Below are 13,102 nucleotides of genomic sequence, written 5' to 3'. Positions count from 1 at the left end.
GAATCGTTGAAAAAGCGCTTTCTTTAGAAATAAGCATGTTCGACTATTTCAGAAAATAGAGAATTGAGAGATAATAAAACAGGCGAAAAAATGAACAAGGGTAAAGATTTAGTTGAAGAAATATTTGTCAATTGATTGAAAAGTGAGCTGCAAGTAAGAAAGACGCTTACTTGGGCACATGCTTTGTAATTTAATCGAAAGGTGTTATGAACATGAATCATTTGCATCGTAGAATGGGAACTTTCGCTTTAATGATGGTAGGTCTTGGCTCAATCATTGGTTCAGGATGGCTTTTCGGTGCTTGGCGTGCCGCTCAAATTGCCGGCCCTGCTGCTATTTTGTCCTGGTTGATTGGGATGGTCGTGATTTTATTTATCGCTTTGTCTTATAGTGAACTCGGATCGATGTTTCCAGAGGCAGGCGGAATGGTGAAATATACGCAATATTCACACGGCTCTTTTATCGGGTTTATTGCTGCTTGGGCAAACTGGATCGCTATTGTCTCCGTCATTCCTGTTGAGGCGGTGGCTTCTGTCCAGTATATGAGCTCATGGCCTTGGGAGTGGGCAAAGTGGACAAGCCATTTGGTCACAAAAGGGGTTTTGACGACAGAAGGGCTCATGGTCGCCAGTGTACTTCTTGTGATTTACTTTCTGCTCAATTATTGGACAGTTGGGTTATTTTCAAAAGCGAATACATTCATTACTGTGTTTAAAATTGTCATTCCAGGATTAACAATTGGTGCGCTCTTATTCGTAGGTTTTCATAGTGAGAATTTTACTTCTGGAACAAGTATTGCCCCTAACGGCTGGGCGAGTGTGCTGACAGCTGTTGCGACATCAGGGATTGTGTTTGCCTTCAATGGCTTCCAAAGCCCGATTAATATGGCAGGTGAGGCGAAAAATCCAGGCCGATCGATTCCGATCGCCATTGTTGGATCCATTTTGATTGCGACTGTAATTTATGTGCTTTTACAAATCGCCTTTATCGGTGCTGTCAATCCGTCCATGATTGTGAATGGATGGGGCCATTTGAATTTTAACTCGCCATTTGCTGACCTTGCCATTGCGCTTGGGATTAACTGGCTGGTTCTGATTTTATATGCAGATGCTTTTGTATCACCTTCTGGTACAGGGATTACGTATACGGCGACGACATCTCGTATGATTTATGGAATGGAAAAAAACAAATACATGCCAAGCGTGCTTGGCCGTCTGCACCCTATTTACGGTGTGCCTCGTCCAGCGATGTTTTTTAACTTAGCCGTATCGTTTATCTTTCTGTTTTTATTTAGAGGCTGGGGTGTACTTGCAGAAATCATTTCAGTTGCGACGCTCATTTCTTATTTGACAGGTCCAGTGACCGTTATGACACTGAGAAAGACAGGGACAGATTTATATCGTCCGCTTCGAATAAAAGGACTCAGCATCATTGCTCCTCTCGGCTTTGTCTTTGCCTCATTGACGCTGTATTGGGCGAGGTGGCCGTTAACAGGTCAGGTGCTGTTCATTATCCTCATCGGTCTTCCGATCTATTTTTACTATCAAGCAAAAGCGAAGTGGAAAGGCTTCGGCCGCAACTTGAAGGCGGGTGCTTGGATGGTCGTGTACTTGCTTGTGATGATGACGATTTCCTGCCTTGGCAGTGACAAATTCGGCGGCTATAACGTCATTCATTATGGCTGGGACATGGCACTTATTACAGTGGTTGCCTTGCTATTTTATATGTGGGCACTCAAAAGTGGATTTGAAACAGAATTTCTAAAGGATGCGAAAAAAATTAATGATGAGCTGCGTACTTCTCAGCAAGAAGCCGCATCATCCAAAGAATAAAGGAACGGCTGCCTGAATATCGCGGGCAGCCGTTTTATTTTGATAAATGATGCATCACGTGCTGCCTCAGCCAAGTGGTGACGCCACGCAAAACGGCTGCTGTGACAAATGAGATGAGCACATATCTCCAAAGCTGATCCATGCCTTGTCCACTAAGCCAAAACACGATTCCTAGAAAAACGAGTGTGAATAGAAGCATGAATAAAAATGATGCAGACCAGAAAAAAGCCTTCACTGAAGGTCACCTCCTCGGAGTATTGTATGCAGGCAATTGAATGATCAGACCAGCTATGAAGGGGTAGAATCATGATGAAATCTATTTCAAAAGTCAGATAAAATCACCAAGTGATTTGACAGTTGTGTTAAGATGAGAGCATATTTTGAGTGAAGATTGTGGGTCATAGACGGAGGTGTTTGGGGATGCAGATACAAAAAGTTCTAAACAATAATGTCATTAGTGTGATAGATGAACAAGGAAAAGAAATCGTCGTCATGGGCAGAGGTATCGCGTTTCAACGACGGCCTGGAGACCCGGTAGACGAATCGTTAATCGATAAAGTCTTCCGCCTGGAGGATCACTCCGTTCATGAGCGGATGAAAATGCTGCTTCTGGAAGTTCCGTATGATGTGGTCAAGGTAACCGAAGAAATGATTCAATATGCACATACAAAGCTGAACCGAAGATTAAATGAAAGTCTGCATGTATCACTCGCAGACCATATTCATTACGCCATCGAACGATTGAAGAAAAATCACCTCATTGAGAATTCGCTTATTTGGGAGATTAAACGCTTATACAAAGATGAATTTCTTGTGGCAAAGGACTGTCTTGAGATGATTGAAGAGCGTCTTCATATTGAACTGCCTGAGGATGAAGCAGGCTTTATTGCGATGCATATCATTAATGCAGAGCTCAATGAGGACATGAATACAACGGTCAATATCACAAAAGAAGTAAACGCCATTCTCACCATTGTGAAATATCATCTCAACATGGATTTTGATGAAGACTCACTCAACTATTACCGTTTTCTCACGCATTTGCGCTTTTTCGTCCAGCGTCTGATCAACGAAACACTGCTTGTCAGCGAAGATCAGGACTTGTATCAGCTGATCAAGGTGAAATATCCGAAGGCTTACGAATGTGCAAAGAAAATCGCAGAATATGTCTATCAAACCTATCACCGAGATCTCACATCAGAGGAGATGCTGTATCTATCCATTCATTTGAATCGATTGATCAAACGAGAAAAATAAAGGTAGATTTTAAAAGAAAGCGTTGACATGAGAAAAGCTGAGTGGTACTATTTGCTCATAAACATAAAAGAATACGGTTTCACAATGATCGTCTTAGAGGATTGTGACTGTTCGGCAGGCAAAACCTAAACGTTCACTGAAAAAGCGCAATGGCAAGTTGCGACTATTTTTGGTGCCCGTTTAGGTTTTTATTTTGCCCAAAAACGTATTTTTTTGAAAAAAAGGGGGTTTTTGTATGAGTTATCGTCAATTAGCAGAAGACATTATCAAACACATTGGCACAGAGAAAAACGTTCATTCACTGGTCCATTGTGCCACAAGACTTCGCTTCACATTACATGACCGATCAAAAGCAGACAAAGCAGCCATTGAAAAATTAAATGGTGTTGTAACCGTCATGGAAAGCGGCGGCCAATTTCAAGTAGTCATTGGCAATACCGTACCAGAGGTTTATCGAGAAATTGGGGAGTTTACGAATCTATTAGAGGATTCCACTTCTTCATCTGCAAAATCAGGTGGAGAGAGCACAAGCCTTTTCGGAAAATTCGTCGACATTGTCTCTGGTATTTTCACACCACTTCTCGGTGTCATGGCGGGTGCTGGTATTTTAAAAGGTCTATTAGGCATCTGTATCAATGCGAAATGGTTATCACCTGAAGATACGTCGTACCAAATTTTATTTGCTGCGTCTGACAGCTTGTTCTACTTCCTGCCATTACTGCTCGCATTCACTTCGGCGAGGAAGTTTAGAGCGAATCCATTTGTCGCTGTGACGATTGCTGGTGCACTCATTTACCCAACCATTCAAGAGTTGTCAAAAGGCGGCGGAGATGTGACCTTCTTCGGTATTCCGGTCGTCTTAATGTCGTATACATCAACGGTTATTCCAATCATTTTGGCAGTGTTTGTCATGGGATATATCGAACGTTTCTTTAACAAAGTCATTCATGAAAGTGTCAAAAACTTTATTACACCACTGATTTTACTTGTCACGGTTGTTCCGCTGACACTCATTGTATTCGGCCCATTTGGTGTGTATGCAGGGAACGGCATTGCAGCTGTCTTGCTGAAAATATTCTCCTTTAGTCCTACACTTGCAGGTGCTTTAATTGCGATGGCATGGCAGGTTCTCGTGATCTTCGGTATCCACTGGGGTCTAGTGCCAGTGATTTTAAATAATATCGCCGTCCATGGAAAAGATCATATCAAGCCGGCTACTGCGCCAGCTGTATTCTCACAAGCCGGTGCCTCAATCGGTGTTATGCTGAAAACAAAGAATAAAAAACTGAAATCATTGGCTGGATCGACAGCGGTTTCTGCCGTGTTTGGGATTACAGAGCCAGCTGTATACGGGGTCACGCTTCGTTTGAAAAAACCATTTATTGCAGCCGTTCTCTCTGCCGGTGTCGGCGGTGCGATCATCGGTTATTCACAAAGTATTGCGATTGCGTCAGGGCTTCCAAGTTTACTGACACTTCCGATTTTCTATGGACAAGGGTTTACAGGGTTCATCATCGGAATCTCGGTCTCGTTTGTTCTATCCATCGTCTTGACTTATTTGATTGGATTTAAGGATCCAGTAGATGAAGATGACACGCCAGCACCGATTTCCGCACCAACAATGGAAAACGAACATGGGGTCAAAGCAGCTCATGTGAAGAGTCCTTTAAAAGGCGAGGTGATCAAGCTGGAGGAAGTACAGGATAAGGCATTCTCATCTGGTGCACTAGGAAAGGGTGCAGCCATCATTCCATCAGAAGGCAAGTTGTTTGCACCAGTATCAGGAGTTGTGACAACGGTGTTCCCAACAGGCCATGCGTACGGTCTCACTTCTGAAAGCGGAGCAGAAGTGCTCATTCACATTGGACTGGATACCGTACAATTAGGCGGTCAGCATTTTACCCCGAAGGTCGTACAGGGGCAAACCATCACAGAAGGTGAACTGCTTGCAGAATTTGATATTGAAGCCATCCAAGCTTCCGGCCTTTCCGTCACAACACCAGTGATTATTACCAATTCCGGTGAGTTTAGCGATATTATTGAAACAGAAGTAAAACAAATTACACCAGGACAATCATTTTTACATCTCGTTTAATCAAGAGGAGGAAGAAATTATGAGATATTCAACACTAGCACCATTTCCAAAGGACTTTTTCTGGGGCGGATCTACTTCCGCCTATCAAGTAGAAGGTGCGTGGAACGAGGATGGCAAGGGGCCTTCTGTCATTGATATGAGAGCAAGTTACCCTGAAGGGACAACGGATTTTAAAGTCGCAAGCGATCACTATCACCGCTATAAAGAGGATGTGAAGATGTTTGCAGAAATGGGTTTAAAGGCTTATCGCTTCTCTATTGCATGGACACGGATCATTCCAGATGGAGATGGGGAGATCAATCAAAAGGGGATTGAATTCTATCATTCTCTCATCGATGAATTGCGCCGCTATGACATTGAACCAATCGTGACAATGTATCATTTTGATCTGCCTCATGCGCTTCAAGTAAAAGGCGGTTGGTCAAATCGTGCGACAGTAGATGCGTTTGAACGTTATGCAGAGGTTCTCTTTAAGGAATATGGCCAGAAGGTAAACTATTGGCTGACCATTAATGAACAAAACATGATGATCTTACATGGATCGGCGCTCGGTACACTTGATCCAAATTTAGAAAATCCAAAAAAAGAACTGTATCAGCAGAACCACCATATGCTCGTAGCTCAGGCGAAAGCCATGACGCTTTGTCATCGTTTGCTGCCTGAAGCGAAAATTGGACCAGCACCAAATATTGCGCTCATTTATCCGGCATCTCCAAAGCCTGAGGATGTGCTTGCTGCGGCGAATTACAATGCGATCCGCAACTGGCTGTATCTTGATATGGCAGTCTTCGGCCGTTATAACAACCTTGCTTGGGCATACATGAAAGAAAAAGACATTCTTCCTGTTATTGAAGAGGGAGATATGGATATTTTGAAAAGTGCGAAGCCAGACTTCATTGCCTTTAACTACTACACATCTCAAACGGTTGAAGCGAGTAAAGGAGATGGCAACGATGAATTTGCACGCGGCGGAGATCAGCATTTAAAATCTGGTGAAGATGGCGTATACAAAGGCGGCAACAACCCGTTCTTAAGTAAAAATGCGTTTGGCTGGGAGATTGATCCTGTCGGCTTCCGTTCAACGATGCGCGAGATTTATGACCGTTATCAGCTGCCCCTTATTATCACGGAAAACGGATTGGGTGCTTTCGACAAATTAGAAGAAGATGGATCGATTCAAGATGATTATCGAATTGACTATTTAGAAAAGCATATCGAACAAATCAAATGGGCGATCACAGACGGAGTCGATGTCTTCGGATACTGCCCGTGGTCTGCAATCGATCTAATCAGCACACACCAAGGATGCTCCAAGCGCTACGGATTCATCTACGTCAACCGCGACGAATTTGACCTAAAAGACCTCAAACGAATTCGTAAAAAGAGCTCTTATTGGTACGAAACCTTGATTCAGCAAAATGGAGAGAACATCGGGGAGTAACAGATAAAAAAGCCAATCACCTTATGCGGGTGGCTGGCTTTTTTTCTTCATTCACTCTATTAGCAAGATCATATTGTTCGAGTTGTTCTAAAATGATAGTCTAATTATATATTGTAAAATTTGGTTTAATATCCATTATAAGAGAGGGTCTGTTTATATGATGACGATTCTTTTTCTGTTTTTCTTATTGTTTTTCATTTTTTATGCTTTGAATTATATAGGTCAGAAATTAATTGCGAAGGAATACCCAATGAACCATGGTGTGATTGTGACTCTATCAGCTGTGGAAGGTATTCTTGTTTTTGTACTTGTTGGTGTTAATGAGAAGTTTCCATTTTTTTAGATCCAATCACATCTTGCTCTCTACTATTATTATACCGCGAATACAATCTCATTTACAGACTGTTTTCCGCCCAGATCAGGCCGTATACTGTTATACGCAAGTCAAAAACGATAAGGGGTGCGGCTGTATGAATGACAATGAGCAGGTTTTAGATCCTGGCCCATTTTTTCATGGGACGAAAGCAGAATTGAAGATTGGAGATCTGCTTGAACCGCTGTATTTATCCAATTTTCAGGATAAAAAATCAAACCATATCTATTTCACTGGAACATTAAATGCGGCCAAATGGGGTGCTGAGTTAGCAAGGTCTGATGCGAAAGAGAGAATATATCTTGTAGAACCGTTAGGCGAGTTTGAAAATGATCCGAATTTGACTGACAAAAAATTTCCCGGCAATCCAACACGTTCTTATCGATCGAAATCCCCTTTGAAAATTGTCGCAGAATTAGGTTCATGGGAAAGACATTCTGATGAAGAAATTGAACATATGCTGAGCTCTTTGAAGAAATTAAGCGAAGAAGGGAAAAATGTCATATACGATTGATGATCCATATTCTAAATAACACGAAGGCCGCCTCATCAACAACTGGGCGGCCTTTGTTCTATTTTATTGAAACAATGCATCCATCAACTCATCAAATGTTTTTGCTTGCTTCAGGAAGTGAATGCGGTCTGGATTGTCCAGTAAATCGACGGCCTGTTCAAAGAATTGATTCATACAGACTGCGTCATCCTTATGAATGGCTAATAAAAAGACAAGTGATACTTGGTCTCCCTGCCAGTCAATTGGCTGTTTTAAGTGTGCGATGGCTACGCAGGATGTGCCTTCATTTGTGATGAGCGGGTGAGGCATAGCCATTCCTCTGCCAAGATAGGTAGACGACATTTGCTCCCGCTCAAGCACCGAGGACCGAAAAGAAGGCGATACTAGCTGATGCTTCTCTAAACGGCTGCATAGTGTCTCTAATACCTCCTCCTTGCTGGATAGGTCAGCATTCAATAAGGTCAATCGTTCTTGAAAAAATGCCATCAGCTCTTTAGAGGGAGTCCCATGTCCATTTAATAAATGAATGATCTCATTTACCCGCTGTACATCATGATGTTCAAAAAAAGCGCTGACCTGAATCACGGGTTTTCCCTTTGATGCGAGTGGGACGGTTGTAATGATGACATCACAGGGCAGGGTGGTGCTCATTAGATAATCCTGATAGGAATACAGCTCGACGATTTCCAGTTCGTGCTGAAAGGCTGCCTTCAATTTAATTTCAAGCAGTCTTGCCGTCCCTAGTCCAGACCCGCACACGATAATGGCTTTCTTTTTTTGCGAGGTATCGAGCTGACTTCTTTCAAATGAAGCAGCGATATGCAGAGCAACATATGCCGCCTCGTCTTCATTTGGCGTCCGTACCAGCTGTAAGGCATTCAGTCCGCTGACAGCCAAATCAAACGGGTAAGGATAGGACGCTTTGATCTCATGCAAAAGCGGATTTTGTAAGGATACGCCATATTGGATTCGATTTAATAATGGCTTCATATGAAGCATCAAGTCTTGCTGCAGGATGTTGTCATCTGCAAAGCGGTGGCCGCTTGTTTTCTCAATGTGCTGTAGAAAGACCGCAACCGCCTGCTGAACTTCCACTGTCGTCTGATGCTGGGCGGCTTCTTTCCACGTTTGATTCGCCAATAGATGCATCACTAAGTAATCTGTTTCATCCTCTGATAAGATGACGTGAAAGGTGTCACTTACCTGCTGTATGATCTTTTGGGCAATTCTCATTAAGACTTGCGATCTTTGTGTACGAGTGGTACTGGCGGATATCCGCTGGTTTTTTCGTGTCTGCTGAATCGCAATCGCTAAGTGAATGACTAAGTTTTTTAAGGCAATGTCTTTAATGAGCAATGACTCTTGATGCAGGTTCGTCAGGACAATAGATCGAATGGTTTCAAGAGAAATATCAGGAAAATGGAGCTGCTCCCGCTCGGTGATATGAGAAAGTGCAGGCTCTTCCTCAAGGAGTAAGTCTGCATAGCATGTTCTTTTTTGCAACTCGTCTCCCTCAATCTTTAAGCCAAAACCAGGCTTTGACACAAGGGTCATGCCGTAACGGGCTAACAGCTCTCGTCCTTTTTTTAAATCACTGCTGACCGTCATGCGGCTGATAAACAGTTCTTCAGCCAGCTGGTCAATTTTTAAGTAATCCGGTTGAAGCAATAGCTTTCTCATCATAAATCGTACACGCTCTTCTGGCATGACGGGGACGAGAGAGCGGGCAGGAAGCTTCTGTTGATGAAGCCAAAGCAGGAAGGCGTCTTGGTCACTTGTTAATAGGGTGTATCCCTTTCCGCGGATCGTTTTAATCTTGGCTCCAGCTTCCTTTAATTGCTCATTTGCTTCTTTGATTAAATTGCGGATGGAGCGGTCAGATAACCGAAAAGAGGCAGTGAGCTCCTCCAGCTTCACGAACCCCTTCGTTTCAAATAGCCGCTGAATCAGCTGATAGGTTCGAGGATCTGCCGTCATCATCATTGCGCGGCTCCTTGCGCCTGTAAGGCATCAGTACCAAGAGCGATTGCGCCCATTAAACCCGATAATCCATCAAAGGATGGCTTGGTGATAATTTCATTTAAAGGCTTTGGCAGCTGCAAATACCCGTGAAGCCGCTTTTCTGTTTCATCAAGAATGAGCGGCAGCATAGCGGGCTGTTTCATCACACCTCCGCCGAGAATGATGCGCTCTGGTGAAAGAGTGAGTAATAAATTGGCGGTCATCTGCCCGAGATAGTAGGCATGAAGTGACCAGGCAGGATGCTCCTCTGGCAGCATTTGCGCCAGTGTATGATAGCGTCCTTCTATGGCAGGTCCAGATGCCAGTCCCTCTAAACAGTCGTGATGTATTGGGCAGCAGCCTCCGTAGGAATCATGAGGATGCCGCTGAACGGTGATATGACCCATTTCTGGATGCAACAATCCGTGAATGAGGCGGTGTTCAATATAGGCACCGCCGCCTATTCCTGTTCCAACTGTGATGTAAACCAAAGAAGCAGGCTTTTGTGCTTCGACCGAAAAGCGGGCTTCTCCGAGTGCAGCACAGTTCACATCGGTATCAAGCTTCATCGGGAGCCCAAGGGCTTGTTTTAAGGTTAAGAGGAAAGGGAATTGGCGCCAGGCTGTTTTTGGTGTATCTAAAATCGTCCCATAGCTTGGGCTTTGTTCTTTTACATCGACAGGCCCGAATGCCCCAATGCCAATGGCATCGACAGGATGCTTTGTAAAGTAATCGATCACTTGCCGGCATGTTTCAATTGGGTTTCCTGTTGCAAAGGAAGTCATGTGTTCAATCGTTCCGTCTGTTGTTCCGTAGCCGCAGACAAATTTTGTTCCGCCTGCTTCAATGCCTCCAATTCGCATGATCAATGCCCTCCATTAAAGAGGGGCGGAATCCAAATGGACCCCGCCCCTACATGTTCATTTTTTCTTTACAATGTAGGTTTGTACCTGACAAGGTGTGAGCGGTTCAATGTGTAATGATCCATGTTGTGCTTTGAGTATATGTCCTTCAGGTGTTTCGCCTAAATTCGCTGTTTCTCCGTGTTGTAGAGATGAACTATTGATTGAAGCGGCTGTTTGACGCGTTAAATATGGATTGAAGAGACGGATGACAATGCCTGTTCCATGCTCTTCTTTTTTTAGAGCGCTTAGAATGGCTCCGTCTGTCTCAATGTCAAGCAGGCTATAAGTAGATTGTAAGTCTTCTTTTTCATCTCGGAAAGAGAAAATTAAACGACCGTTTAAAAAGTCTGCCCGTTCGTAGCATTGAACTGGGGTGGTATACCGCTTAGCAAGCTGCGCTAAGTGCCCCTCGCTGACAGCGTCCTTGCTATAGTGCATGCCAAATGAGAACGACAGTGCACCTTGCAGCTGAGCGTCAGGTGTCTCAACAATTTTTTCCCCAGATGCGCGGCCTGGACGGTAAAGAAGATTTTCTTTCCCCATTTTTCCGAAACAGCGGAAGAGCGTATACGCAATCGTTGTGTAGCCTTCTCCTGTGATCTGGTATTCTCTCACACAGTCGGTCAATAGAGCGACACCATATGCTTCATCACGAAGTGCAGTAAAGGATTGCATCGGTTCAATGGTGATCGGTTTTTCTTCCCAATGCTCATTGCTCCACCATTCAAGCTCTTGCGTGAGCTCTGTTGGGCGTTCGATGGTTCCAAACTGCTGATCGCTCAGTGATACCTTTGATGCGATGCCTGTATCAAAGAGGACACGCAGACGATGGTCTAACGCATGATTGTCGACATCGACATGAAAACGGATGACAGGCTCATCTTTGTTTAATGCCACCTTCGCTGTGATCGGGAGTGAAGTCGTGACCGATTGCTGAGAGCGCTCTTCTAAGTCATATGGGACAGTGAGAGTAAGCTGGATGGTGAGCTCTTCCTGCAGTCCGCTTTTAGACACTGTGAGGTCTGCTGAAGAAAGATCCTTGGATGACACATACAGATCTTCGCGCGGCGGGGAATAGTTGTAAGAATCTCCATCGTCTCCATTGTCTTCAAAGGTCATTTGCTCAGAGAATGTCCGGCCTGTTTGTTTATCTGTGATATCCAGCGATCCGTTGTCATTTGCCGCTATGCGGTAATACGTATTTTCAATCGCGCGTCCTTCTGTTTGTTCCCATGCAGATTCGCTTGATTCATCGAAAACCATGCTGACTTGTGTATAACCAACGGACGGTAAGCTGGCGGCTTCAATCAGCAGAATGGCTTTCCATACTTGTTTTGGCATGTACACATCTTTACTTGGGTTAAGAGAAATTTGCTGTGCCAGCACATAATCTGTGACATCGGTTTTGCTTTTCACTGTGTAGTGAAGCGTTCTTCCGTTTGCATCCTTTAGTGTAAATGGACGTTCCGTGATAAAGGTTTCGACCTCAATGACTTCAGAACGCTTTGAAGGCAGTGTATTAAATAACGTGAATGTGATTTCTTGCTCAGTTTGCAGTCGAATAGCAATGAGACGCATGTGTAAGTCCACAAGATTCTCGGCGATTTCCTTTGCCTGCTTGTAGCGGAATAAGACATCTTGATTCGTCGTGTCGCTATTGCAGCCGCCAATGCTGTCATGCGCTGCATTTTCAAACATGAGGTACCAAATATCACGAACCGTATCATGCGGATAGTCGTGTCCGAGTGAATAGCTGATCGTTAGGATAGGCTCCATCACATTGACGAGATAGTTTTCAATTTGATTGTTTAAGATTTTTAAATCAGCTCGTGTTGAAAAAATAGATTTGTGAATCCGCATATGCTTCGCATGAATGAGCTCTCCTTCTAATGTTTCAAAAGACGTCCGCTCTTTTTTCACTGCTGCAATGTAATCTTCTAAACTGCTGATTTGATAGTGGTGCTCGTTAAGTTCATTGGCTTTTTCCAATAAGTCAGGCAGGTTTTTGCGGATCGGTGCCTGGTCAAAGCCATTTGGGAAATAGACATTCTTTGTGGTTGCTTTTGCTTGCAGCGCACCAATTTTTTCAGATAAAAAGGCTTGTAAGTCCTCATCCTTTTCAGGAATATTTCCACCGTAGTAGTAGCCAAATGGCAGGTTCACAGCAAAGACTTCACTGCCGTCAGCACCTTGCCAATTGAATTCAGTGTGATTCGTCATATGGTCTGAAACACCGCGCCAAAAAGCTGTATCCACAATGCCGAATCCACGGTAAATTTGAGGCATTTGCGCGGATTGACCGAAGGAATCAGGGACATAGCCGACTTTCATCACATGACCGAACTGCTGACAGCGTTCAATCCCATATTGCAGGTTCCGTACAATCGATTCACCTGAAATGACGAGCTGGTCGGTTTGGGTATACCATGGGCCGATGATGAGACGTTTGGCTGTGACGAGCTTTTTGATTCTATTCTCATCCTCAGGGCGCCATTTCAAGTAATCATCCAATAAGGATGCCTGTGCATCGAGCATGAAGTAATGGAACCTTTCATCTGTTTCAAGGGTGTCTAAAATGTCCATTACGCTTTTCATTAAGTAGATACGGGATCGGGAGGTGGTGAAATACCATTCCCGGTCCCAGTGAGTATGTGGAATCACATGTACATTGACAGTCATTGATC

At 43.9% G+C, this 13,102-nt stretch carries 9 protein-coding genes; 5 read left to right on the top strand and 4 right to left on the bottom strand.

All coding sequences use genetic code 11. From position 1 onward, the window contains the following. Window positions 1–212: 212 nt before the first annotated feature. Entirely contained in the window at window positions 213–1,832 is a 1,620-nt protein-coding gene (aimA, locus tag C6Y03_RS12185; RefSeq protein WP_060595438.1) for a glutamate/serine transporter AimA, read from the top strand. 34 nt (window positions 1,833–1,866) lie between these two features. On the opposite strand, the gene C6Y03_RS12180 is transcribed toward aimA, so the two are convergent. Continuing rightward, complete coding sequence (locus C6Y03_RS12180) at window positions 1,867–2,067, bottom strand: hypothetical protein (RefSeq protein ID WP_060595439.1); 201 nt, start codon at window positions 2,065–2,067, stop codon at window positions 1,867–1,869. Window positions 2,068–2,252: 185 nt separating this feature from the next. On the opposite strand from C6Y03_RS12180, the gene licT reads away from it, so the two are divergent. From licT to arr, 4 genes are all read left to right on the top strand, one after another. After that, window positions 2,253–3,089: a BglG family transcription antiterminator LicT gene (gene licT / locus C6Y03_RS12175; protein WP_066031389.1), complete on the top strand. Its 837-nt coding sequence runs from the start codon at window positions 2,253–2,255 to the stop codon at window positions 3,087–3,089. A gap of 235 nt (window positions 3,090–3,324) precedes the next feature. Beyond that, window positions 3,325–5,184 carry a beta-glucoside-specific PTS transporter subunit IIABC gene (locus C6Y03_RS12170; protein ID WP_060595441.1) on the top strand — a complete coding sequence of 620 codons (1,860 nt, stop codon included), beginning with the start codon at window positions 3,325–3,327 and terminating at the stop codon, window positions 5,182–5,184. Window positions 5,185–5,203: 19 nt separating this feature from the next. Continuing rightward, window positions 5,204–6,625: a glycoside hydrolase family 1 protein gene (locus tag C6Y03_RS12165; RefSeq protein ID WP_060595442.1), complete on the top strand. Its 1,422-nt coding sequence runs from the start codon at window positions 5,204–5,206 to the stop codon at window positions 6,623–6,625. Between the two features lie 470 nt (window positions 6,626–7,095). Continuing rightward, window positions 7,096–7,512 carry an NAD(+)--rifampin ADP-ribosyltransferase gene (gene arr, locus C6Y03_RS12155; RefSeq protein WP_034664337.1) on the top strand — a complete coding sequence of 139 codons (417 nt, stop codon included), beginning with the start codon at window positions 7,096–7,098 and terminating at the stop codon, window positions 7,510–7,512. A gap of 63 nt (window positions 7,513–7,575) precedes the next feature. Here arr and C6Y03_RS12150 read toward each other — a convergent pair whose 3' ends face one another. From C6Y03_RS12150 to mngB, 3 genes are read right to left on the bottom strand one after another with little or no spacing between them, the layout of a single operon-like run. Beyond that, window positions 7,576–9,495, bottom strand: a complete 1,920-nt coding sequence (locus C6Y03_RS12150) for a BglG family transcription antiterminator (protein WP_106039373.1) — start codon at window positions 9,493–9,495, stop codon at window positions 7,576–7,578. Then, window positions 9,492–10,376 (bottom strand): ROK family protein, encoded by an 885-nt coding sequence (locus C6Y03_RS12145; RefSeq protein ID WP_060595445.1) that lies wholly within the window; start codon window positions 10,374–10,376, stop codon window positions 9,492–9,494. The genes C6Y03_RS12150 and C6Y03_RS12145 overlap by 4 nt, the downstream gene beginning before the upstream one ends. 57 nt (window positions 10,377–10,433) lie before the next feature. Next, window positions 10,434–13,097 carry a mannosylglycerate hydrolase gene (gene mngB, locus C6Y03_RS12140; protein ID WP_106039372.1) on the bottom strand — a complete coding sequence of 888 codons (2,664 nt, stop codon included), beginning with the start codon at window positions 13,095–13,097 and terminating at the stop codon, window positions 10,434–10,436. Between the last annotated feature and the right edge of the window lie 5 nt (window positions 13,098–13,102).

The organism is Bacillus sp. LNXM65 (assembly GCF_002998575.1).
Classification (GTDB): Bacteria; Bacillota; Bacilli; order Bacillales; family Bacillaceae; genus Bacillus.
This window is presented reverse-complemented; position numbering and strand designations above follow the sequence as displayed.